The sequence below is a fragment of the Testudinibacter sp. 'clade 2' genome (assembly GCF_006227735.1).
Taxonomy (GTDB): domain Bacteria; phylum Pseudomonadota; class Gammaproteobacteria; order Enterobacterales; family Pasteurellaceae; genus Chelonobacter.
In genome coordinates, this window is sequence record NZ_VDHB01000007.1 from 29,389 (window position 1) to 50,031 (window position 20,643).

The window sequence follows — 20,643 nt, forward strand, 5'->3', positions numbered from 1 at the left end:
GACGCGTTATTGCTTACCGGAGTGCCCGAAACCGCCGCTGCCACGTTCGGTCTGGTCGAATTCGGTGACAACGTTAAATTCCGCCTGCACCACCGGCACAAACACCAGTTGCGCAATGCGATCACCGACCTCTACCGTGAAAGGTGTATTGCCACGATTCCACAATGACACCATTAACGGCCCTTGATAATCGGAGTCGATCAGCCCGACCAAATTGCCCAATACAATGCCATTTTTATGTCCCAAGCCGGAACGAGGCAGGATAACTGCTGCCAAATTGGGGTCGGCAACGTAAATTGATAAACCGGTCGGGATCAGTTGAGTTTCACCCGGTTGTAAAGTGAGCTGTTCAGTCAGCAAGGCGCGTAGATCCAAACCGGCGGATCCCGGCGTGGCATAACTTGGCAGTGGAAATTCGTTGCCGATACGTGGATCCAAAACTTTGATGTCGATTTTTTTCATTTTTTTATGTTCTCGTTTTTATGTTGTTATTTTAGGACGGCTCGTTATCAAAGTGCGGTTAGCTGATTTGACTAGCGCGATATTGCTGCACAATTAATGCCGCCAGTTTTTGGCTCAAGCGATATTTATCACTGAGTGGCAGCTGCTGTTGTCCGCCTTTCCACAGTACAGTTAAGGCATTGTGTTCACTGTTGAAACCCTGTCCTTGCAGTGCAACATCGTTGGCACAGATCATGTCCAGATTTTTGCGTTGCAGTTTTTGCGCCGCATAATCCAGCACCGCTTGTGTTTCGGCAGCGAAGCCGACCACAAACGGACGCTGTGCTGATAGTGCTGCGACCGCAGCGATGATATCCGGATTTTTGACTAAGGTTAACACCAGCTGCTCACTGTCATCGGTTTTTTTCAGTTTTTGCTCGGCAACGGTCTGCATACGATAGTCCGCCACTGCAGCGCAGCCGATCACAATATCTTGCTGTGGCGCCAAGGATAAGGTGACATCGTGCATCTGTTGTGCCGATTCCACATCGTAGCGCCGTACATTTTGTGGCGTAACCAAATTGACCGGGCCGGCCACCAAACTGACTTGTGCGCCTTGTTCGGCAAAAGCACGCGCTAAAGCAAACCCCATTTTGCCGGAACTATGATTACTGATAAAACGCACCGGATCGATCGCTTCGCGCGTCGGACCGGCGGTGATGGTAATTTTTAAGCCTTTAAATGGCTGCTCGCTTGAAAGTGCGGTTTGAATGTGGTTGAAAATTTCATGCGGTTCAGACATACGCCCGGTACCGACATCACCACAAGCCTGTTCACCGTCATTGGGTCCAATCAGTTTCAAGCCGCGTTGTTGCAACGAGGATAAATTTTGCTGCACAATCGTTTGGCGATACATCTGTTGATTCATGGCCGGTGCTAACAAAATCGGGGCTGCACTGGCGAGACAGATAGTCGTCAACAGATCATTGGCCATGCCGACAGCAAGGCGTGCCAGCAAATCGGCAGTAGCAGGGGCAATCACGATACAGTCTGCCCATTTTGCCAATTCAATATGCCCCATTGCCAACTCGGCTTGTGGATCCAGCAGCGAATCCGCCACCGGATTAGCGGAAATTGCCTGCAAGGTCAGCGGCGTGACAAAGTGAGTTGCCGCTTCGGTCAACACCACCCGCACTTCGGCATGGCTTTTGCGTAACAAGCGGATCAGTTCTATGCTTTTATAGGCAGCAATTCCGCCGCTGATACCGACGACAATGCGTTTTCCGTTTAATTTCGACATGGCGAGGTTCTCAAGTTGTGATTTCCGTTAATCAATTTGCACTATTTTACTGGAATTTTCTCGCTTGGGCTAGGGCAGCTTGGTTACGGGTTTTACGCACTGGATCGCAAAAATAGTTATCCACCGTTTTCTTCCACAGCCTAGGCAAGCAAACTGCTGTTTTACTTTAAGAAGAGCTGGTGTGTTATGAAGAGTGAAAACAAGGGAATATCAATCGATCTCAGCTTGCATGAACTGATGCCGCGTGAAAAGTTGCTGCATTATGGGGCAGCACAATTATCTGACCAAGAGCTGCTGGCAATCTTTTTGCGTACCGGGATTAAAGGCTGTCCTGTGATGACATTGGCGGCGCAGGTGTTGGCGCATTTCGGTTCATTGCGTGAATTGCTGAATGTGGATCAGCAGCAGTTTTGTCAGATGAAAGGTTTGGGGCTGACACAATATATTCAATTGCAGGCATGCAAAGAGATGACCAAGCGTTATTTGCAGCAAGAATTACGGCGTGAGGTGGCGTTTTCGAATCCGGAAACCGTACGGCTGTATTTGCAAACTGAATTGGAGGCACGGCAGCGAGAAGTTTTTTTAGTGCTGTTTTTAGACAATCAACATCGTTTGATTAAACAAGAGGAGATGTTTCTCGGCAGTATCAACAGCGCCTATGTACATCCGCGTGAGATTGTGAAAACCGCACTGGCCTATAATGCCGCAGCCTTGATTTTAGCGCATAACCATCCGTCCGGTATTGCTGAGCCGAGCGATGCCGATCGTGCGATTACCGATCGGATCCGTTTGGCATGCGATCTGGTCGAAGTGCGGTTGCTGGATCATTTTGTTATCGGGCATGGCAGTTATCGGGCGTTCTCCGAGCTGGGTTGGTTATGAGCAGAGAAAATGATCCTGCTATAATAAGTAAAAGATCCACTGCTCGCTGAAAATTGGATTTAATCTGTTTTTATACTTGAGTCACTGCAAAAAAATGGTATAATCCCCCACCTTTAATATTGGCGTGGGTCGGGTTACATACCTGACGAGGTTACCGCAAGGCGGGATCCGAACCACGAAGCTCGAGCTAAATAAGTTTTATTGGAGAATTAACCATGTCTAGAGTCTGTCAAGTAACAGGCAAGCGTCCGGCAGTTGGTAACAACCGTTCGCACGCAATGAATGCGACCAAACGTCGTTTTCTACCGAATTTACACTCCCACCGTTTTTGGGTTGAAAGTGAAAAAAGATTCGTCACTTTGCGCGTTTCTGCCAAAGGTATGCGGATTATTGATAAAAAAGGCATCGATTCAGTTTTGGCTGATCTGCGTGCCAAAGGCGAAAAATTTTAAGGATCTGAATTATGGCAAGTAAAGGTGCTCGTGAGAAAATCAAACTGGTTTCTACTGCTGAAACAGGTCATTTCTACACTACGACAAAAAACAAACGTAACATGCCTGAAAAAATGGAGATCAAAAAATACGATCCCGTTGTTCGTAAGCACGTTCTGTATAAAGAAGCAAAAATTAAATAATTTTTGTTTTTAATGAAAAAGCCCGATGTGATGTCGGGTTTTTTTATGCCTGCGGTTTAAAGAATTATGGTATGATTTGCGCCATTCAAGGCTTAAATCGCTGCAAGTATAGGAAGGAAAGATGGGGCAATACAATCAATTAAAAATCGCATGGGCTTGTCGGCGCGGCATGTTGGAGCTGGATTTTATGATTATGCCGTTTTACCAAAACCGGTTTGAGCATCTTTCTGACGCACAAAAGGCGACTTTTGTTGAATTATTGGATTACACCGATCCCGAGCTGTTTCGCTGGCTGATGAACCAACAATCCGCCCCCACTCCGGCGTTGGAGGAAATGGTACGGCTGATTCAAGCGCATTTAAGTAAAAATTAAGAAATAATTAAGATAATTTTTATAAAAATTGAACTTTTAAAAAATTGTGCTCTCTAATTCAGTATACCGACCTGCTGTCATTGCAATTGGATTGTTAGCGTAATATGAGGTAAGGAGATTCACTTCTGATGAGTGAACAACTAACAGATCAGGCTCTGGTAGAAAAGGCACAGCAAGGTGATAAAAAAGCATTTAATTTGTTGGTTGCACGCCACCAAAATAAAGTAGCAGGGTTGCTGACCCGCTATGTTTCGGCAAACGATATTCCGGATGTGGTGCAGGAAACTTTTATTAAAGCCTACCGCTCTTTGGAACTGTTTCGTGGCGATAGCGCATTTTATACCTGGCTTTATCGGATTGCCGTCAATACGGCAAAAAATTATCTCACGGCACAAGGGCGGCGCCCACCCAGTGAAGATATTCAGGCTGAAGATGCAGAAACTTATGATGCCGGCGACAGTTTGAGAAATATTGATACGCCGGAAAATTTGATTTTATCGTCGGAATTGAAAAAAATCGTGTTTGAAACGATTGCCGCTCTACCGGAAGAATTAAAAACCTCAATTACATTGAGGGAGTTAGAGGGATTGAGTTACGAAGAGATTGCTGAGATTATGGATTGTCCGGTCGGAACGGTACGTTCCCGCATTTTTCGGGCAAGGGAAATTATCGACAGCAAGATTTCACCTCTAATCAACAACGAACGTTAATATTGACGAAACTTAAGTTAACTGAACAGTTTACTGAAAATTGATTAAAAATAGCGGAGTAGATTAAAATGCAAAAAGAGTTGCTTTCAGCTTATCTAGACGGAGAATATCAGAATGATCACCTGCTTGATTCTCTCTGCCAAGATGAAGAACTTCAACAGGCATGGAATCACTACCATCTGGTGCGTACCGTGGTACGTCAGGAAACGACGGTGCTGCTCGGTGCCGATTTTACCGCGAAAATGGCGACGCTAATTGACGCAGAGCCGGCACCGCACTTTGCTGCCCAAGCGACAGTGGCTCAACCAACGCCAGCCGAAGTAGAAAAATTGCCGTTTATGCAAAAACTCAAAGGTTTGTTTGCGCCGCTGACTCAAGTTGCTGTGGCAGCAACCGTGTGCTTGGTTGCGGTTTTTGGTGTACAGAATTATCTGCAAAGTGACAATGGCGTAGCGGTTGCCGATAATCCGGTGCTGCAAACGCTGCCATTTACCAATAATATTCAGCAGGTCAGCTATAATGCTCCAAGCCAAGATGTGCCGACTCAGGCGCAGCTTGAACAGCAAAGCAAGCGGATTAATATGATGCTGCAAAATTATGAATTGCAGCGCCGCAGCCATACTCCGCCCTTGAGTGCTGCCGCTAGCCGTGAGTAAGCAAACCATAATGCGATGAGGATATTCACCACCTTTGGGTGGTGAATTTGTTTTATAGTGAATTAAATTGGTTCTAATACTGTGTTAGTGTGTTTTGTCTTAAAACAAATTTAATCCACTCTAGTCGGTTTATGTTGAGACCTTTATGAAGTTATTTAAAACAGTATGGGTTATCTGTGCAGCCCTAACCTTTTCTAGCATATTAAACGCACAACAGAATAGCCAACCGGCACTTCAGCCATTGGGCGAGCCGGTACAAAATCCGGCATTGCCTGCGACACTGTTGGATACACTGCAACGAATGGCGCAAACATGGCGCCACGGCAATTATGAAATGGCGTTTATCCAAATCTTACCGAATCAGGTTAACAGCTACCAATATCGTCACGTTTTTACCAATCAGCGCCACTACGCTCAATTATCTGCTTTAGACGGTGTGCAGCAGGAAGTGGTGCAACGTGATGCTATTATCAGTTATTACGGCAACGGCTATCAGCCGTTCAGTATTAAAGGTCCATATATTTTGGACAATATTCCCAGTGTGGTCTATGCGGATTATGATAAGCTGAAAAGCTATTATGATTTTGTTGATGCCGGTAAAACCCGTATCGCTGATCGGGTTGCTCAAGTGATTCGGCTGCTGCCGAAAGATGATTTTCGTTACCAGTATGTTTTATGGCTGGATGAGCAGAGCCACCTGTTACTGCGCAGCGATATGTTGGAACGCAACGGCGAATTGTTGGAGCAATTTCGGGTGATTGCGCTGCAACAAGATGCGATTGAATTACAAACGCTGAGCAGTCGCTTAGATCAACTTAATTTACCACCGTTGATTAATGTACAAGGTGATGCGCTGCCGGGTAAACAACAATGGCGTTTGGCATGGCTGCCGCCGGGATTTCAACAAATCAAGCACGAATACTATCAAACAGAAATAGGCATGTTAGAAAGCGTGATGTTTAGTGACGGGCTTTTCTCTTTCAGTTTATATATCAATCATAACATTGAAGACAAATTGGGCGAGCACTACTGGCAGCAGGCAGGCAATACGATTTACAGCGAAGTGCTGAATAACCGTGAAATCACGCTAATCGGGCAGATTCCATTGGCGACGGCAAAACGGATTGTCAAAGATCTCAGCTTTGACAGCAGCGGACAATAACGATGTTGATTGAAACCGCAGTGGTAGCGGACTACCACAACGGCATCGCCAAAGTGCGGTGTGAGACCAAACAAGGGTGTGGCGGTTGTGCGGCGCGTGCCGGTTGTGGTGCGGCGGCGCTCTCTGAGTTGAACGGCAGCAAAAACGATGGCAGTTTGTTGTTTGAAATTGCCGTTGCCGAACCGCTGCGGCAGGGCGATTTGATCGAAATTGGTCTGCAAGAAAAATCAATGCTCCTCTCGGCGATGCTGCTGTATATCGTGCCACTGACCGCACTTTTGCTTTCGACCGTGGTCGGCTCGCTGTATTTAGATAACGAACTGATTCTTGCGCTGTTTGTGTTGGCGATGACCGCACTTGCCTTTGTCGGCATCAAAAAAATCAGCGACCGTTTAAGCCGCCATGCGTTGTATCAACCGATTTTTTTGCGCAGATTAAACCGCACTTTTCGTCATGACCGGCCTTAATCCGCCTGATACCAAATTTTATTGATATACCACACCACTTCACCGGACGGGGTATTGACCTTGATTTCATCGTCAACCGCTTTGCCGATTAAGGCGCGTGCGACCGGCGAATCAATCGAAATCCAATTTTTGTGCGGATCAAATTCATCACAGCCGACAATCCGATAGTGCTTGTTGTTGCCATCGACATCTTCCAATTCCACCCACGCCCCGAAAAACACTTTGCCCTCTTGTTTCGGGTGATAATCCACGATTTGCAGCACATCCAAGCGTTTGCTTAAAAAGCGCACCCGGCGATCGATTTCACGCAAGCGACGTTTGCCGTAAATATATTCCGCATTTTCACTGCGATCGCCCAATGCCGCCGCCTCAGAAACCGCCTGCGTCACTTTCGGCCGCTCTTCACGCCAGAGAAATTTCAATTCTTGATCCAGCACATTCCAGCCGTTGCGAGTAATGTAGTTTGATTTTGCCATGATTGAATAATAGGGTTTGTTGCTCGAAAAGCAGAGTATAACATACAAAAAAACCACTTTCCGTTGCCAGAAAGCGGCTTATATGAGCAAAATAAATGCTTATTTGTTGCCGGATAATAATGAACGGTAAATGATACCGCCGAGTGCTGCGCCGACAATCGGTGCTAACCAGAACAACCATAGTTGCTCAATTGCCCAACCGCCTTGGAACAAGGCAACACCGGTACTACGTGCCGGGTTAACCGAGGTATTGGTTACCGGAATGCTGATCAAGTGAATCAGGGTTAAGCCTAAGCCGATCGCAATCGGGGCAAACCCTTTCGGCGCACGCTCATCGGTGGCGCCCATGATGATGATCAGGAAGAAGGCGGTTAGTACCACTTCGATCACCAATGCTGCGCCTAAGCTGTATTGGTTTGGCGAGTGCTCAGCGTAACCGTTGCTGGCAAAACCGCTGGCTACTGCGTCGAATTCCGCTTTACCGGTGGCAACGAAGTACAACACAGCCGCCGCCGCTGTGGCGCCCACCACTTGAGAAATAATGTATGGCAGTAATTCTTTTGCGCTGAAACGACCACCGACCATTAGTCCGACGGAAACTGCCGGGTTGAAGTGACCACCGGAGATGTGTCCGACCGCATAGGCCATGGTTAATACGGTTAAACCGAATGCTAATGCGACACCGGCAAAACCGATACCCAATTCAGGATAAGCCGCTGCCAAAACCGCACTTCCGCAACCGCCGAAGACCAACCAGAATGTGCCAAAGAATTCAGCAAAATATTTGTTCATACTAAAATATCCTTTTGTTGATGTAAAAACGAGCGAATATTACGCTATTCAGAAGCAGACTACAAACACTATTTCGCTTCATATGATGTTTATATTTAATTCTAAAAAAAGTATTTAGATTTTGAGTACAGATAATACCACTATGTTACTTTTTGTGCGCTATAATTTGACCATCATAAGGAGTTGTAATTTGATGGGTAACGACATGAATTCGTTTAAAAATAGCGCAGAAAGCTTGTTTTCGGAATAGAATCAAGCGATACTGAAATCGATAGAGGTAATACAGAAGGATAGGGCATATGACGGCAGCCAATTTTAAAGTCGCTACCATTCAAATGGTTTCAACCACAGATATCAATAACAATATCGATACGATGCAGACACTCGTACGCAAAGCCGCCAAAGCTGGGGCAAAATGGGTGGTTTTGCCGGAATATTGGGCGTTAATGGGGGCGCATGAGCAGGACAAGCTGGCGATCGCCGAAGCTTTTGGTGAGGGCAGATTACAAACATTACTATCCGAGCTGGCAAAGGCGCTGAACATCGTGCTATTTTCCGGTTCGATTGCGCTGCGCAGCAGTGAAGACAATAAAGTGTTAAATAGTATGTTGGTGTATGGTGAACAGGGCGAACTACTTTCCCGTTACGACAAAATCCATCTGTTCAGCTACACCGGCATCGGTGAAAAATATTGCGAAGCCGACAGCATTCAAGCCGGTTATCAAGTGCCACAACTGAAGATTGGCGATATTCAGGTTGGGCAAGGGATTTGTTATGACCTGCGGTTTCCTGAATTGTTTCGCGCCCAAACCCCGTATGACGTGCTGGTGTTGCCGGCAGCGTTCACATACACCACCGGCAAGGCGCACTGGGAAGTGCTGTTGCGTGCCAGAGCCATCGAAAATCAGTGTTATGTGATTGCCTCGGCACAAGGCGGACGCCATCAAAATGGGCGTACTACATTTGGGCAAAGTATGATCATCGACCCTTGGGGGGAGATTATCAGCGGTGTCGGCGAAGGCGAAGGTTTTGCGCTGGCGACCCTTGATTTTCGGCGCTTGGCTGAAGTGCGCTCACAACTGCCGGCACTGGATCACCGTCAGTTATTTATCCGTTCCTAAGGCTCGACGGCAAACCGCACTTTTACCGTTTTGTCGATAAAAGTGCTGTTTTAGTACAAATCTTTATTAATTGGTTGGTTTAAAATTCCATTTTCTCCCCGTTTCAAGGTAAACTATCCCCATTTTCACTCAAACAGGAAAGGCAAGTATGCGGGTATTGATCATTATCCTTGGTGGTCTGCTGCTGCTGTTTCAATACAGCTTTTGGTTCGGCAAAAACGGCTACCGTGATTATCAGGCGGTGCAGCAGGAAATTGAGCAACGATCGGCGGAAAACACCCTGTTGGCGCAGCGTAATCAATTGATTATGGCAGAAATCAAAGATTTGAAAGAGGGTGTAGCGGCAGTAGAAGAACGTGCCCGCCTAGAACACGACATGGTTAAATCCAACGAAGTTTTCTACCGTTTGATGAAAGCGGACGAATATCAATAATGGTGGCGCGTAATATTATTGCCATCGTGCCGGCGGCGGGTGTCGGTAGTCGGATGCAGCAGGATAAACCCAAGCAGTATTTATTGCTGAACGGCAAACCGATTTTGCAACACACCTTGGACGTGCTGTTGAGTTATGCGCCGATTGAAAAAGTGATTTTGTCGGTGGCGCAAGACGACCCCTACATCCGGCAATTGGGTTTAGCGCAACATCCGCAAATTCAGATTGTACACGGTGGTGAAACCCGTGCGGCTTCGGTGTTTGCTGCGTTGCAAAGTGCGGTAGAAATCGGGAATGGCGAGAGTTGGGTGCTGGTGCATGATGCGGCACGCCCTTGTTTGACCCATCAAGATTTGGATAAATTGCTGCAAATTGACGATCCAAACGGGGCTATTTTAGCGTATCCGGCAACCGATACGATTAAGCGTGCCGATAGTGCACAACAGATTCAAGCCACTGAAGATCGCTCGCAATTGTGGCACGCCTTAACCCCGCAATTCTTCCCTACCGAATTACTGGCAACAGCCTATGCCCATGCGTTTGAACAGGATTTGATCCTGACGGATGAAGCCTCGGCGATGGAGCTGTTGGGCTATCGACCGCACTTGGTGTCAGGGCGCTCGGATAATTTGAAAATCACCCGGCCGGAGGATCTGGCCTTGGCGGAATTTTATTTACAACGGAGAAACGGCAAATGATACGCATAGGACATGGTTTTGATGTACACGCTTTCGGCGGCGCAGGGCCGATAATCATTGGCGGCGTGGCAATTCCCTATGAAAAGGGGTTGTTGGCACATTCGGACGGTGATGTAGCACTGCACGCCTTGACCGACGCTTTGCTGGGGGCAGTGGCGTTGGGCGACATCGGTAAATTATTCCCCGATACCGATATGGCATATCAAGGTGCTGACAGCCGTGGCTTATTGCGTGAAGCCTATCGCCAAGTGCGGTTGCAAGGCTACCGAGTGGGCAATGTGGATGTCACGATTATTGCGCAAGCGCCGAAAATGCGACCACATATTGACGCGATGCGTGCTTGCATTGCCGAAGATTTGGGCTGTGATGTGCAACAAGTCAATGTGAAGGCAACCACCACGGAAAAGCTGGGTTTTACTGGGCGTGGCGAAGGTATTGCCTGTGAAGCGGTAGCACTGCTGCTTAAGGATAGCTGATGTCAGAACTGCAATATTTATACGGCAAACCACAACAAACCGCCCGCTTAAAAGTTGAATTCAGCGATTTTATCGTGAAAGAAGAGCTGGGCTACGCCATCAGTGGCGAAGGCGAATTTGTTGCCTTAAAGGTACGCAAAACCAATGCCAATACCTTGTTTGTTGGCGAGAAGTTGGCGGCATTTGCAGGTATCTCCGCCAAAAACATGAGTTATGCCGGCTTGAAAGATCGCCATGCAGTCACTGAGCAGTGGTTTTGCCTGCATCTGCCGGGCAAGGCGACACCGGATTTCAGCCAGTTTGCATTGGAGGGCGTTGAGGAGGGCGTTGAAATTTTGCACGTCAGCCGCCATAATCGCAAAATCCGCATCGGCAGCTTGCAAGGCAACCGTTTTGAGATTTTATTGCGTGATTTGCAGCAAAGTGCCGATTTGATTCAGCGTTTACAACAAATTGAAAAGTGCGGTTTTCCCAACTATTTTATGGAGCAACGCTTCGGACGTGACGGGCATAATTTGACTCAGGCACTGCGTTGGGCGCAAGGTGAAATTCAAGTTAAAGACCGTAAAAAGCGTAGCTTTTACCTCTCTGCCGCCCGCAGTGAATTGTTTAATTTAATCGTTTCACAGCGGATTGAAGATCAGTTGGCAACGACGGTGTTAGACGGTGATGTGCTGCAATTGCAAGGCTCACACAGTTGGTTTGTGGCAACGGCAGCGGAATTGCCGTTGTTACAGTTGCGCTTGCAGCAACATGATCTTGCTTTGACCGCAGCGCTAGTCGGTTCACAGCCGCTGGACAGCCAAGCCGAAGCCGCCGAACGTGAACGAGCGGTGGTAGAGCAACACCCTGAATTGCTGGCTTTAATGCAGCAAGAGCGGTTGCAAAATGCGCGCCGCGCATTGTTGGCGCAGGCGCAAGATTTCACTTGGCAGTTTGTGGCAGACGGCTTGCGTTTATCGTTTTATCTGGACAGCGGCAGTTATGCCACGGCGCTGGTGCGTGAAGTGGCCTTATTGAGTGAAAAAGAAGAATAACAAGGACAATTATGCATATTTTGTTAAGTAACGATGACGGGATCCACGCCGAGGGAATTCAAACCATGGCGGCGGCATTACGCAAATTTGCCACTGTGACCATTGTGGCACCGGATCGTAACCGCAGTGCAGCCTCGAGCTCGTTAACCTTGGTTGAACCGCTGCGACCGCTAAAATTAGCAAACGGTGACTATTGTATCAACGGCACGCCGGCGGATTGTGTGCATTTGGCGCTGAACGGTTTCCTTGCCGGACGGGTTGATCTGGTGGTTTCCGGCATCAATGCCGGTGCGAATTTAGGCGATGACGTTATTTATTCCGGCACAGTCGCAGCGGCGTTGGAAGGACGACACTTGGGGTTGCCGTCGATTGCGGTGTCATTAGACGGACGAATCTATTTTGAAACCGCAGCGCAGGTGGTGTGTGATTTGATTCCGAAACTGCACGACAATGTGTTGAGTTCGCGCGAAATCATCAACATCAACGTGCCGGATATTCCTTATGCCGATTTAAAAGGTTCGAAAGTGACCAAGCTGGGTTATCGCGAATCAGCCAGTGAAATGGTGAAGCAGATTGATCCACGTGGCGAAAGCATCTATTGGGTGGGTGCCAGCGGTCTGCCGGAATACAGTGGTGAGGGAACAGACTTTCATGCCGTGGAGCACGGCTATGTCTCTTTGACGCCGATTCAAACTGATATGACGGCACACCAGTCACTGCAACGGCTACAACATTGGTTGGAAACGGCGTAAGATGTCTAAAATCGAACAACGCCGCTTGGTGCAGCGCCTTCAGGCGCAGGGAATCAAAGATCAGGCTATTTTACAGGCGATCTATGAGATTCCGCGTGCGTTTTTTGTGGAGGAGGCGTTCACTCGCCGTTGTTATGAAAATATGGCGATTCCGATTGGCGAAGGACAAACCTTGTCACAGCCCTACATTGTCGCCAGAATGACCGAACTGTTGGGATTGCAAGCCGAGCATCATGTGTTGGAAATCGGCACCGGCAGTGGCTATCAGACCGCACTTTTAGCAAAATTGTGCCATAAAGTTTATAGCGTGGAGCGAATTAAAAAATTACAATGGCAAGCGATTTACCGCCTGAAAAAATTGGAGTTGCATAATGTGCAACTGCGCCATGCTGATGGCTGGGAGGGCTGGAAAGCTAAAGCGCCGTTTGATGCGATTATGGTGACTGCTGCGGCTGAAAATATGCCGATTGAGTTGCTACAACAGCTGCGTGACGGCGGCAGAATGGTGATCCCAATCGGAGTTTGCAATCAAATATTGCAATTGATTACTCGAATCGGCGATCGGTATCGAGTGGAAAATATAGAAGATGTTAAATTTGTACCGTTGGTGGCAGGAGAGCTACAGTGAAAATTTTTAGTAAAATGTATGATAAGACCATGCAGTGGTCACGTCACCGTTTAGCGGTTTATTGGTTGTGCTTTGTCAGCTTTATTGAAGCGGTCTTTTTTCCGATTCCGCCGGATGTGATGTTAATTCCAATGGCGATGAACAAGCCTAAACAAGCAATGAAATATGCGCTTTACACCGCACTTGCCTCAATGTTGGGCGGATTGCTCGGTTATGCAATCGGCTATTACGCTTATGATTTTGTTCAACATTATATTATCCAATTTGGTTATCAGGCGAAGATGGAACAGGTGATCGCTTGGTTTGACCAGTGGGGGATCTTGGTATTATTCGTCGCCGGTTTCTCGCCGATTCCCTATAAAGTATTCACCATTGCCGGCGGGTTGTTGCATATGGCACTGCTGCCGTTTGCCGTGACTGCCTTTGTTTCCCGTGCGGCACGGTTTATTCTGGTCGCGAAATTGTCCGCCTGGGGTGGGCCAAAAATTGAAGCCAAGTTGCGCCGTTCTATTGAAGTGATCGGTTGGGGCGTGGTAGTCTTAGCGGTTATCGCTTATCTTATTTTACGTTAGTCAAGGATTTAAACATGAAAAATAAACTGTTCTTTTTCCCGGCAACTGCGCTGGCGTTGGCTGTTTTAGCCGGTTGTAGCAGCAGTGGCGGTGCGCCGGTACAAAGTGCGGACGGCAACCTGTCTCCGGGCATTATGCAGCCGGTTGAAGCCAGTGGTGCGAGCAATGGTAGTTGGCAGCCTGAAATTCAGCAGCAAAGCATGCCGGAAAGTATGTCGGTGCAACAAGCCATTCAACAGCCGATCGGACAAGCGCAAACCCAAACGCAACAGGTGCAGCAAAATGTACAAAGTGCGGTACAACAGCCGATTGGACAAGTGCAGCAGGCTACTCAAACTGTCGGCACGGCGGTGAACAGCCAAACTCGTACTAATAATGCCTCACAGGATTTCACGATCCCGCGTGACAGCGCCACTAACGCTCCAATCTATAATCAAATTGATAAAGGTTTTTATAAAGGCGATAGCTACACCGTGCGTAAAGGCGATACCATGTTTTTAATCGCTTATATTTCCGGTATGGATGTGGCAGAGCTGGCGGCGAAAAACCAGATGAGCGAGCCTTACAATCTGAAAGTCGGACAAGTTTTGAAAATTGGCAACGGAGCAAGTGCGGTTGCACCTAGCTCAGCGCCGGCAGTCGGTACGGTGGCGGCACAATCAGCACCAGCGACAACTCCAGCCGTTACCCAACCAGCGGTTTCTTATACACCGGGTCCGAATAATACTCAATATGGCTCTGACGGTACGATTATCGGACCGGTGAAGGCCTCAGCCGGTAATGCCGCCACTATGGCGCAGCAACAGCAAGCACAACAAGCAGTGACGGCAACGGCAGGAACAGTAGCCACAGCAGCTACTCGTGTGGATACGACCCCACCAAGTGCGGTTAATTCTAACATCAGTTGGCGCTGGCCGAGCAACGGCAAAGTGATTCAAGGCTTCTCCTCTTCAGACGGCGGCAATAAAGGTATCGATATTTCCGGCTCACGTGGACAAGCAGTGAATGCCGCTGCCGCAGGGCGGGTGGTGTATGCCGGCAATGCGTTGCGCGGCTACGGCAATCTGATTATCATCAAACACAATGATGATTTCCTCAGTGCGTATGCGCATAATGAAAGTATTTCGGTCAAAGACCAGCAAGAAGTCAGCGCCGGACAGCAAATTGCCAAAATGGGCAGCTCCGGCACTAATTCGGTCAAACTGCATTTTGAAATCCGTTACAAAGGCAAATCAGTCGATCCGGCTCGCTACTTACCGTCGCGTTAAGCGTACAGCTCGTTTTAGCTCAAACAACGGACAGAATTTTCTGTCCGTTTGTGTTTATATTAGGTGATCAAGATCACAAAAAATGGCTTCAAACCGCACTTTTCATCGTGTGATATGCGACAGTGGTCCGTTTTTTTGCTATCTTTAAAAAGCTGTTTTGATATTGTGTTTTTTGATTGACGGAATTTTTAACAAGGATTTTTGCTATGAATTGGAGTTTACAACCCAGTACGGTTTTTGCCGCTTCCCCGGTGGTGCCGGTGATGGTGATCAAACATTTAAAGGATGCGTTACCAATGGCGCAAGCACTGTCGGCAGGCGGCATCAAGGTGTTTGAGATTACCTTGCGCAGTGCGGTGGCACTAGAGGCGATTAAAATCATCAGTGAAGCGATGCCAGAGGCGCTGGTGGGCGCCGGAACAGTGATTTCGCCACAGCAATATGATGCGGCACTTGCAGCAGGGGCGAAATTTATTATTTCGCCGGGAGCGACGCTGTCGTTATTAAAACATGCCGCGCAGGGCGAAGTGCCTTTAATGCCAGGCACTTCAACGCCATCTGAGATGATGACCGCACTTGAATTGGGCTACGATCATTTGAAATTTTTTCCGGCAGAAGCCAATGGCGGTGCTCCGGCATTGAAAGCGATTTCTGCCCCATTGCCACAGTTGACGTTCTGCCCGACCGGCGGGATTAGCCCGAAAAATGTGGCTAATTATATGGCATTGGATTGTGTGGCGACGGTGGGCGGTTCGTGGATGATTCCGAATGAGGCAATCGCCGCTGGAAATTGGGATGAAGTGACACGCCTCACGCAAGAAGCGGTGCAGTTTGTTGGCGGTTTACGCAAATAAGCAGACTCGCTTTATCATTGACAGGATGCAGCGGTGGCGTCCTGTTTTTTATTTCACTATATAAACAAACATCAACAAACCCTAATTAAAGTCAATTTTGTGAACTGTCGCTGAGTTATATTTGCTATTTGGTGTTAGAGTAAAACAAAATTGATTTGCTTCCGTCTATTCCCATCATTTAACAGGAGTTTTAGTATGTTTCCAGAATATCGTGATTTGATCAGCCGTCTGAAATTAGAAGATGCCCACTTTAGCCGTTTGTTTGACAAGCACAATGAACTTGACCACAAAATCAAAGCCATTGAAACCAATATAGAATTGGGTACGGTGACCGAAGTGGAAAATCTGAAAAAAGAGAAGCTGCGCCTCAAAGATGAGTTATATCTGATTTTGAAAAACGCAGTAGCCTAGGATAGGCGCTAATATCAAAAATCCCGCACATTGGCCAATGTTGCGGGATTGATTTATCTGACTATCGTTAAGGTTTAAGCCAGCTGTCCAGCCGCTTTCACCACCAAGGCTACCGCTGTGCCTTCAGCGGCTTTGATGGTGCTTTCGTTTGGAATTTCTTGCTGGGTGCGGTTGACGATCACGGCAGAAATCATGCCAGCTCTTAAGCCTAACGCTGAGCACATGGTGAATAAGGTGGCAGATTCCATCTCAAAATTCATCACGTTCAGTTGTTGCCACTCTTTCAGCGAGTCTTTGAAACGGCGGCAGATTTTGCCGCTGTAGGTATCGTAGCGCTCTTGTCCCGGATAGAATGTATCGGAAGAAGCCGTGATGCCGACATAGGTCGCTGCGCCGCTTTCTTTGGCAACTTGGTACAGCGCCGAAGTACAAGTGAAATCGGCTACTGCCGGGTATTCCAACGGCGCAAAGTGCTGGCTGGCACCGTCTAAACGCACCGCACCGGTGGTGACTAAAATATCACCGACATTAATATGTGGCTGAATCGCACCGGTGGTGCCGATGCGCAAGAAAGTGCGCACGCCCAATTGTGCTAACTCTTCTACTGCGATTGAAACAGAAGGACCACCGATCCCGGTGGAACAGATCATAATCGGCTTGCCGCTGACATAGCCTAACCATGAGGTAAATTCGCGGGTAGAGACCAAAAATTTAGGTTTGTCCATCTGCTTAGCAATACGCTCGACACGTGCCGGATCGCCCGGGACGATCGCAACTGTTGCCCCTTCCAGATCCGCTTTGGTTAACCCTAAATGAAATACATCTGCCATAAAAACATCTCCTTGTTATTATTATTGATCTATCTATAAAACCTATATAGGGCGTGTTGAGATATTACCTCAACACGCCCTATAACCTAAGGCAGATATTCTACGCCAAACCATTATGGATTTATATCTCTCAGAATAGGATTTTGCATAGAAATTAGTGTTTCTGTGGACTGGATCTCATCTATCAGCTGAATTTTGTTTGCCAACACCCCATGTAGTTCTTCGATAGTGTGGGTCATCACCTTGATAAAGATAGAGTAATTGCCGGTGGTGTAATAAGCCTCGACCACTTCGTCAAAAGTTTGCAGCTTTTTAATCACGGTGTCGTAGTCTTTAGCGCTTTTTAGAATAATGCCGATAAAGCAACAAACATCATAACCCAGTTTGCGTTCGTTGATCCGCACTTTCGTGCCTTCAATCACGCCCGATTGGCGCATTTTTTCCACTCGAACATGAATTGTTCCCGGGCTGACCCCGAATTTTTTCGCCATTTCGGCATAAGGGGTGCGGGCATCTTTGGTCAGAACTCGCAAGATTTGTTGATCAAGAGCATCAATGTGGCTGGTATGTTGCATACGCTTCTCCGATTTTAGTTTTTTTTCAAAAAAAATATGCTTCTATTGATTAATGACTACATATTAACAAAAAAAATTAAAAAAGTATTGGAATTTTTTGTTTGTTTGTTGAATAATGCATAAAAACGACAAGCAAAACGTTTTTTTTATTTAATCAACCCAGATAAACTTTAGATAAATTATGAAAAATTCCTTTATTTTGCAACAACAAGAAATCAGTTTCGTTAAAAACACCTTCACACAAATGTTAAAAGAACACTTAAAAATCGTTGAGGTGCAAGGGCCGCTACTTAGTCAAGTCGGCAATGGTATGCAGGACAATCTGTCCGGCGTGGAAAATGCAGTGCAGGTGAATATTCGTGAAATTCACGGGGTGCGCTTTGAAGTGGTGCACTCCTTGGCAAAATGGAAACGCCATACGTTGGGACGCTTTGATTTCCAGCCAAACGAAGGGTTGTTTGTACACATGATTGCGTTGCGCCCCGATGAAGACAGCCTTGATCAAACCCACTCGGTATTTGTTGATCAATGGGACTGGGAGAAAGTGATTCCGGCAGGCAGTCGCAATTTGGACTTTTTAAAACAAACGGTGCGCTCGATTTACACTGCCATCAAAGAAACCGAGCAAATGGTGGAAGTGCAGTTTGGGATTAAAGGCTCGCTGCCGTCGGAGATCACCTTTATCCACACCGAAGATCTGGTGCGTCGCTATCCGAATATGAGTGGCAAAGAACGCGAAAGTGCGGTCTGCAAAGAGTTTGGCGCAGTATTTTTAATCGGGATCGGCGGCAAGCTGTCTGACGGCAAACCGCACGATGGACGAGCGCCGGATTATGATGATTGGACTACGCCAAGCGAAGGCGAATATAAAGGCTTGAACGGTGATATTCTGGTGTGGAATCCGGTGCTGCAATCGGCATTTGAGTTGTCTTCAATGGGGATTCGGGTTGATGAAACCGCACTTCGGCATCAGTTGGCGTTGACTAACAACGAAGAACGCGCTGAATTTCCTTGGCATCAGGATTTATTGAATGGCAGATTGCCGCAATCGATCGGTGGTGGTATCGGACAGTCGCGCATGGCGATGTTGTTGCTGCATAAAGAACATATCGGACAAGTGCAGTCCAGCGTGTGGCCAAAACGGATTACCGATCAGTACGAAAATATTTTGTAAGCGATTTTTAGCAGTACTTTTTTTATTTTTATTTTTTGATATTTACTCGGAAAGCAACCTTTTTTATGTCGTCAGACAAATTAGGTTTGCTCCTCATTTTAAGTTTTATTGTATGACTTTCTAAGGAGAAACTTATGAAACAAATCACTGCCATTGTGCAACCCTTCCGTTTAGATGAGATCCGTGAAGCCTTGTCCGACATCGGCATCCAAGGCATCACCGTCACTGAAGTCAAAGGCTTCGGGCGGCAAAAAGGACACACCGAGCTGTATCGTGGTGCCGAATATGCGGTGGATTTTCTGCCTAAAATTTCACTGGATATTGTGTTGAGCGATGAATTGACCGAGCAAGCGGTCGAGGTCATCTGCCAAACGGCGCGCACCGGAAAAATCGGTGACGGCAAAATCTTTGTAAAACCGGTGGATAAAGTGATTCGCATCCGCACCGGTGAAACCGATGAAAATGCCATTTAACGATGCTTTAATTTTTTATTTTTATTTCATTTTAAACTCGGAAACAACTGTATAGGTGAAAACATGAAAAAATCACTTGTTATCGGCGGCATGACCGCCCTGCTGCCTGCTGCAGGCTTTGCCTCAGAAACGACGGACTGGATCCGCCCGATGTCGGACATCAGCGCAGGCGATACTGCTTGGGTGATGGTCTCGGCGATTTTGGTACTATTTATGACATTGCCCGGCTTAGCACTGTTTTATGCTGGCATGGTACGGAAGAAAAATGTGTTGGCGACCATGGTGCAAAGTATTGCCGTTGCTTGCTTAATCTCGTTGTTATGGATGTGCTTTGGTTACAGCTTAGCTTTCACCTCCAATAATGGCTTTATCGGCGGGACGGAGCGTTTTTTCCTGAGCGGTATGAATGTCTTTACCGAAAGTGAACAACTGACGATCTTCCCTGGTGCCGCCACCATTCCGGAACCGGTGTTTATGCTTTTTCAAATGGCGTTTGCCGTGATCGCCGCCGCCATTATCACGGGCGCTTTTGCCGAACGGATTAAATTTTCCGGCATGTTATTGTTCAGCGCTTTATGGTCACTGTTGATTTATGTGCCGACGGCGCACTGGGTTTGGGGGCCGGACGGCTGGTTGGCGGCTGATGGTGTGTTGGATTATGCCGGCGGCACGGTCATCCACATCAATGCCGGTATTGCAGGCTTAGTCGGCGCAGTGATTATTGGTAAACGCATTGGATATGGCAAAGAAGCGATGCCGCCACACAACTTGGTATTGACGCTGGTGGGCATGGCGATGTTGTGGGTCGGTTGGTTCGGCTTCAACGCTGGCTCCGCATTAGCAGCGGACGGTCGTGCCGGGATGGCAATGGCAACCACACAAATTGCGACAGCCGCGGCGGCAGTGGCTTGGATGTTGACCGAACGCTTGCTGGGACATAAACCGTCAGCGTTGGGTTTAGCTTCCGGTGCGGTAGCAGGCTTGGTCGCGATCACCCCGGCTGCGGGCTTTGTCAGCGTGCAAAGTGCGGTTTTCATCGGTTTGATTTCCGGTGTGATCTGTTTTTGGGGCGCAACCAAACTCAAATATTGGTTAGGCTATGACGATTCGTTGGACGCATTTGGGATTCACGGTATCGGTGGTATCGTTGGCGCAGTATTGACCGGTGTGTTTGTTTCGACCGACATCACGGGTGGTGGCGCCAGTCTGTGGGTGCAAATTAAAAGTATCTTGATTACGGTGGGTTACAGCGGCGTCGGCAGTGTGATCCTGTTCTTTCTGGTTAGCAAAATCACCGGCTTGCGAGTGGAAAAAGACGAAGAACGCCAAGGATTGGATGTGGTGTTGCATGGCGAGCGGGTTGAATAAGGCCAGCACTGAGTGATTGAATAGCGTCATTTAACCGCACACCTTAACCGCACTTTGCTGCCGAATTGCTCGGCAATAAA

At 47.6% G+C, this 20,643-nt stretch carries 28 protein-coding genes; 22 read left to right on the top strand and 6 right to left on the bottom strand.

Features of this window, described 5'->3' with window-relative positions:
• Nucleotides 1–6 precede the first annotated feature (6 nt).
• Nucleotides 7–462 (bottom strand): dUTP diphosphatase, encoded by a 456-nt coding sequence (gene dut, locus FHQ30_RS01030; protein ID WP_139610605.1) that lies wholly within the window; start codon nucleotides 460–462, stop codon nucleotides 7–9.
• Nucleotides 463–520: 58 nt separating this feature from the next.
• Nucleotides 521–1,741: a bifunctional phosphopantothenoylcysteine decarboxylase/phosphopantothenate--cysteine ligase CoaBC gene (gene coaBC / locus FHQ30_RS01035; RefSeq protein ID WP_139610604.1), complete on the bottom strand. Its 1,221-nt coding sequence runs from the start codon at nucleotides 1,739–1,741 to the stop codon at nucleotides 521–523.
• A 186-nt stretch (nucleotides 1,742–1,927) separates the two neighbouring features.
• Between coaBC and radC the strand changes: the two genes are divergently transcribed.
• The 8 genes from radC to FHQ30_RS01075 all read left to right on the top strand — a co-directional run bounded on the left by radC (nucleotide 1,928) and on the right by FHQ30_RS01075 (nucleotide 6,625).
• On the top strand, nucleotides 1,928–2,623 hold the full coding sequence (gene radC, locus FHQ30_RS01040) for a RadC family protein (RefSeq protein ID WP_267963762.1): 696 nt from the start codon (nucleotides 1,928–1,930) through the stop codon (nucleotides 2,621–2,623).
• A 215-nt stretch (nucleotides 2,624–2,838) separates the two neighbouring features.
• The gene (gene rpmB, locus FHQ30_RS01045) at nucleotides 2,839–3,075 is read left to right on the top strand and encodes a 50S ribosomal protein L28 (RefSeq protein WP_034615498.1); all 237 of its coding nucleotides are present in this window, start codon (nucleotides 2,839–2,841) and stop codon (nucleotides 3,073–3,075) included.
• An 11-nt stretch (nucleotides 3,076–3,086) separates the two neighbouring features.
• Nucleotides 3,087–3,257 (top strand): 50S ribosomal protein L33, encoded by a 171-nt coding sequence (gene rpmG, locus FHQ30_RS01050; RefSeq protein WP_132965186.1) that lies wholly within the window; start codon nucleotides 3,087–3,089, stop codon nucleotides 3,255–3,257.
• A 121-nt stretch (nucleotides 3,258–3,378) separates the two neighbouring features.
• On the top strand, nucleotides 3,379–3,630 hold the full coding sequence (locus FHQ30_RS01055) for an FAD assembly factor SdhE (protein WP_139610603.1): 252 nt from the start codon (nucleotides 3,379–3,381) through the stop codon (nucleotides 3,628–3,630).
• 128 nt (nucleotides 3,631–3,758) lie between these two features.
• Nucleotides 3,759–4,340: an RNA polymerase sigma factor RpoE gene (gene rpoE / locus FHQ30_RS01060; RefSeq protein ID WP_132965182.1), complete on the top strand. Its 582-nt coding sequence runs from the start codon at nucleotides 3,759–3,761 to the stop codon at nucleotides 4,338–4,340.
• A gap of 68 nt (nucleotides 4,341–4,408) precedes the next feature.
• Complete coding sequence (locus FHQ30_RS01065; protein WP_139610602.1) at nucleotides 4,409–4,996, top strand: sigma-E factor negative regulatory protein; 588 nt, start codon at nucleotides 4,409–4,411, stop codon at nucleotides 4,994–4,996.
• 145 nt (nucleotides 4,997–5,141) lie between these two features.
• Nucleotides 5,142–6,158 (top strand): MucB/RseB C-terminal domain-containing protein, encoded by a 1,017-nt coding sequence (locus FHQ30_RS01070; protein WP_139610601.1) that lies wholly within the window; start codon nucleotides 5,142–5,144, stop codon nucleotides 6,156–6,158.
• Nucleotides 6,159–6,160: 2 nt separating this feature from the next.
• On the top strand, nucleotides 6,161–6,625 hold the full coding sequence (locus FHQ30_RS01075) for a SoxR reducing system RseC family protein (protein WP_139610600.1): 465 nt from the start codon (nucleotides 6,161–6,163) through the stop codon (nucleotides 6,623–6,625).
• Here the strand turns inward: FHQ30_RS01075 and greB are convergent.
• The gene (greB, locus tag FHQ30_RS01080) at nucleotides 6,622–7,101 is read right to left on the bottom strand and encodes a transcription elongation factor GreB (RefSeq protein ID WP_139610599.1); all 480 of its coding nucleotides are present in this window, start codon (nucleotides 7,099–7,101) and stop codon (nucleotides 6,622–6,624) included. The genes FHQ30_RS01075 and greB overlap by 4 nt on opposite strands.
• Before the next feature lie 99 nt (nucleotides 7,102–7,200).
• A complete protein-coding gene (gene aqpZ / locus FHQ30_RS01085) occupies nucleotides 7,201–7,893 on the bottom strand; it encodes an aquaporin Z (protein WP_139608294.1) in 693 nt (230 codons plus the stop codon).
• Nucleotides 7,894–8,192: 299 nt separating this feature from the next.
• Between aqpZ and FHQ30_RS01090 the strand changes: the two genes are divergently transcribed.
• The 11 genes from FHQ30_RS01090 (at nucleotide 8,193) to FHQ30_RS01140 (ending at nucleotide 16,143) form a co-directional block, all read left to right on the top strand.
• Nucleotides 8,193–9,014 carry a carbon-nitrogen hydrolase family protein gene (locus FHQ30_RS01090; protein ID WP_139610598.1) on the top strand — a complete coding sequence of 274 codons (822 nt, stop codon included), beginning with the start codon at nucleotides 8,193–8,195 and terminating at the stop codon, nucleotides 9,012–9,014.
• Nucleotides 9,015–9,162: 148 nt separating this feature from the next.
• On the top strand, nucleotides 9,163–9,447 hold the full coding sequence (gene ftsB, locus FHQ30_RS01095) for a cell division protein FtsB (RefSeq protein WP_132965169.1): 285 nt from the start codon (nucleotides 9,163–9,165) through the stop codon (nucleotides 9,445–9,447).
• A complete protein-coding gene (gene ispD / locus FHQ30_RS01100; RefSeq protein ID WP_139610597.1) occupies nucleotides 9,447–10,145 on the top strand; it encodes a 2-C-methyl-D-erythritol 4-phosphate cytidylyltransferase in 699 nt (232 codons plus the stop codon). The genes ftsB and ispD overlap by 1 nt, the downstream gene beginning before the upstream one ends.
• The gene (gene ispF / locus FHQ30_RS01105) at nucleotides 10,142–10,621 is read left to right on the top strand and encodes a 2-C-methyl-D-erythritol 2,4-cyclodiphosphate synthase (protein ID WP_139610596.1); all 480 of its coding nucleotides are present in this window, start codon (nucleotides 10,142–10,144) and stop codon (nucleotides 10,619–10,621) included. Before ispD ends, ispF begins: the two co-directional genes overlap by 4 nt.
• A complete protein-coding gene (truD, locus tag FHQ30_RS01110) occupies nucleotides 10,621–11,658 on the top strand; it encodes a tRNA pseudouridine(13) synthase TruD (RefSeq protein WP_139610595.1) in 1,038 nt (345 codons plus the stop codon). Before ispF ends, truD begins: the two co-directional genes overlap by 1 nt.
• Nucleotides 11,659–11,669: 11 nt before the next feature.
• Nucleotides 11,670–12,410 carry a 5'/3'-nucleotidase SurE gene (gene surE / locus FHQ30_RS01115; RefSeq protein ID WP_139610594.1) on the top strand — a complete coding sequence of 247 codons (741 nt, stop codon included), beginning with the start codon at nucleotides 11,670–11,672 and terminating at the stop codon, nucleotides 12,408–12,410.
• Nucleotide 12,411: 1 nt separating this feature from the next.
• Nucleotides 12,412–13,038 (top strand): protein-L-isoaspartate(D-aspartate) O-methyltransferase, encoded by a 627-nt coding sequence (locus tag FHQ30_RS01120; RefSeq protein ID WP_139610593.1) that lies wholly within the window; start codon nucleotides 12,412–12,414, stop codon nucleotides 13,036–13,038.
• The gene (locus FHQ30_RS01125) at nucleotides 13,035–13,610 is read left to right on the top strand and encodes a YqaA family protein (protein WP_139610592.1); all 576 of its coding nucleotides are present in this window, start codon (nucleotides 13,035–13,037) and stop codon (nucleotides 13,608–13,610) included. The genes FHQ30_RS01120 and FHQ30_RS01125 overlap by 4 nt, the downstream gene beginning before the upstream one ends.
• 14 nt (nucleotides 13,611–13,624) lie before the next feature.
• Nucleotides 13,625–14,878, top strand: a complete 1,254-nt coding sequence (gene nlpD, locus FHQ30_RS01130) for a murein hydrolase activator NlpD (RefSeq protein ID WP_139610591.1) — start codon at nucleotides 13,625–13,627, stop codon at nucleotides 14,876–14,878.
• A 206-nt stretch (nucleotides 14,879–15,084) separates the two neighbouring features.
• Nucleotides 15,085–15,732 (top strand): bifunctional 4-hydroxy-2-oxoglutarate aldolase/2-dehydro-3-deoxy-phosphogluconate aldolase, encoded by a 648-nt coding sequence (locus FHQ30_RS01135; RefSeq protein WP_139610590.1) that lies wholly within the window; start codon nucleotides 15,085–15,087, stop codon nucleotides 15,730–15,732.
• Nucleotides 15,733–15,927: 195 nt separating this feature from the next.
• The gene (locus FHQ30_RS01140) at nucleotides 15,928–16,143 is read left to right on the top strand and encodes an HP1242/YdcH family protein (RefSeq protein ID WP_139610589.1); all 216 of its coding nucleotides are present in this window, start codon (nucleotides 15,928–15,930) and stop codon (nucleotides 16,141–16,143) included.
• A gap of 74 nt (nucleotides 16,144–16,217) precedes the next feature.
• Here the strand turns inward: FHQ30_RS01140 and udp are convergent, their stop codons facing one another.
• Together udp and asnC are read right to left on the bottom strand one after the other, a co-directional pair.
• Nucleotides 16,218–16,973: a uridine phosphorylase gene (gene udp / locus FHQ30_RS01145; protein ID WP_139610588.1), complete on the bottom strand. Its 756-nt coding sequence runs from the start codon at nucleotides 16,971–16,973 to the stop codon at nucleotides 16,218–16,220.
• 113 nt (nucleotides 16,974–17,086) lie between these two features.
• Entirely contained in the window at nucleotides 17,087–17,548 is a 462-nt protein-coding gene (gene asnC, locus FHQ30_RS01150) for a transcriptional regulator AsnC (protein ID WP_132965147.1), read from the bottom strand.
• Nucleotides 17,549–17,729: 181 nt separating this feature from the next.
• Here asnC and asnA point away from each other — a divergent pair, with 181 nt between their 5' ends.
• From asnA to FHQ30_RS01165, 3 genes are all read left to right on the top strand, one after another.
• Nucleotides 17,730–18,722 carry an aspartate--ammonia ligase gene (gene asnA, locus FHQ30_RS01155; RefSeq protein ID WP_132965145.1) on the top strand — a complete coding sequence of 331 codons (993 nt, stop codon included), beginning with the start codon at nucleotides 17,730–17,732 and terminating at the stop codon, nucleotides 18,720–18,722.
• 134 nt (nucleotides 18,723–18,856) lie between these two features.
• Nucleotides 18,857–19,195 carry a P-II family nitrogen regulator gene (locus FHQ30_RS01160; protein WP_139610587.1) on the top strand — a complete coding sequence of 113 codons (339 nt, stop codon included), beginning with the start codon at nucleotides 18,857–18,859 and terminating at the stop codon, nucleotides 19,193–19,195.
• A 63-nt stretch (nucleotides 19,196–19,258) separates the two neighbouring features.
• The gene (locus FHQ30_RS01165; protein WP_139610586.1) at nucleotides 19,259–20,563 is read left to right on the top strand and encodes an ammonium transporter; all 1,305 of its coding nucleotides are present in this window, start codon (nucleotides 19,259–19,261) and stop codon (nucleotides 20,561–20,563) included.
• Nucleotides 20,564–20,643: the final 80 nt, after the last annotated feature.

Bases quoted from the DNA above. Each gene is read 5' to 3' on its own strand.
- greB (WP_139610599.1), bottom strand. From the start codon at position 7,101: ATGGCAAAATCAAACTACATTACTCGCAACGGCTGGAATGTGCTGGAT.
- udp (WP_139610588.1), bottom strand. From the start codon at position 16,973: ATGGCAGATGTATTTCATTTAGGGTTAACCAAAGCGGATCTGGAAGGG.
- FHQ30_RS01165 (WP_139610586.1), top strand. From the start codon at position 19,259: ATGAAAAAATCACTTGTTATCGGCGGCATGACCGCCCTGCTGCCTGCT.
- FHQ30_RS01090 (WP_139610598.1), top strand. From the start codon at position 8,193: ATGACGGCAGCCAATTTTAAAGTCGCTACCATTCAAATGGTTTCAACC.
- FHQ30_RS01070 (WP_139610601.1), top strand. From the start codon at position 5,142: ATGAAGTTATTTAAAACAGTATGGGTTATCTGTGCAGCCCTAACCTTT.
- coaBC (WP_139610604.1), bottom strand. From the start codon at position 1,741: ATGTCGAAATTAAACGGAAAACGCATTGTCGTCGGTATCAGCGGCGGA.
- asnC (WP_132965147.1), bottom strand. From the start codon at position 17,548: ATGCAACATACCAGCCACATTGATGCTCTTGATCAACAAATCTTGCGA.
- ispD (WP_139610597.1), top strand. From the start codon at position 9,447: ATGGTGGCGCGTAATATTATTGCCATCGTGCCGGCGGCGGGTGTCGGT.
- aqpZ (WP_139608294.1), bottom strand. From the start codon at position 7,893: ATGAACAAATATTTTGCTGAATTCTTTGGCACATTCTGGTTGGTCTTC.
- FHQ30_RS01160 (WP_139610587.1), top strand. From the start codon at position 18,857: ATGAAACAAATCACTGCCATTGTGCAACCCTTCCGTTTAGATGAGATC.
- FHQ30_RS01065 (WP_139610602.1), top strand. From the start codon at position 4,409: ATGCAAAAAGAGTTGCTTTCAGCTTATCTAGACGGAGAATATCAGAAT.
- FHQ30_RS01075 (WP_139610600.1), top strand. From the start codon at position 6,161: ATGTTGATTGAAACCGCAGTGGTAGCGGACTACCACAACGGCATCGCC.
- FHQ30_RS01140 (WP_139610589.1), top strand. From the start codon at position 15,928: ATGTTTCCAGAATATCGTGATTTGATCAGCCGTCTGAAATTAGAAGAT.
- FHQ30_RS01120 (WP_139610593.1), top strand. From the start codon at position 12,412: ATGTCTAAAATCGAACAACGCCGCTTGGTGCAGCGCCTTCAGGCGCAG.
- ispF (WP_139610596.1), top strand. From the start codon at position 10,142: ATGATACGCATAGGACATGGTTTTGATGTACACGCTTTCGGCGGCGCA.
- rpoE (WP_132965182.1), top strand. From the start codon at position 3,759: ATGAGTGAACAACTAACAGATCAGGCTCTGGTAGAAAAGGCACAGCAA.
- rpmG (WP_132965186.1), top strand. From the start codon at position 3,087: ATGGCAAGTAAAGGTGCTCGTGAGAAAATCAAACTGGTTTCTACTGCT.
- asnA (WP_132965145.1), top strand. From the start codon at position 17,730: ATGAAAAATTCCTTTATTTTGCAACAACAAGAAATCAGTTTCGTTAAA.
- FHQ30_RS01135 (WP_139610590.1), top strand. From the start codon at position 15,085: ATGAATTGGAGTTTACAACCCAGTACGGTTTTTGCCGCTTCCCCGGTG.
- truD (WP_139610595.1), top strand. From the start codon at position 10,621: ATGTCAGAACTGCAATATTTATACGGCAAACCACAACAAACCGCCCGC.
- nlpD (WP_139610591.1), top strand. From the start codon at position 13,625: ATGAAAAATAAACTGTTCTTTTTCCCGGCAACTGCGCTGGCGTTGGCT.
- rpmB (WP_034615498.1), top strand. From the start codon at position 2,839: ATGTCTAGAGTCTGTCAAGTAACAGGCAAGCGTCCGGCAGTTGGTAAC.
- radC (WP_267963762.1), top strand. From the start codon at position 1,928: ATGAAGAGTGAAAACAAGGGAATATCAATCGATCTCAGCTTGCATGAA.
- ftsB (WP_132965169.1), top strand. From the start codon at position 9,163: ATGCGGGTATTGATCATTATCCTTGGTGGTCTGCTGCTGCTGTTTCAA.
- surE (WP_139610594.1), top strand. From the start codon at position 11,670: ATGCATATTTTGTTAAGTAACGATGACGGGATCCACGCCGAGGGAATT.
- FHQ30_RS01055 (WP_139610603.1), top strand. From the start codon at position 3,379: ATGGGGCAATACAATCAATTAAAAATCGCATGGGCTTGTCGGCGCGGC.
- dut (WP_139610605.1), bottom strand. From the start codon at position 462: ATGAAAAAAATCGACATCAAAGTTTTGGATCCACGTATCGGCAACGAA.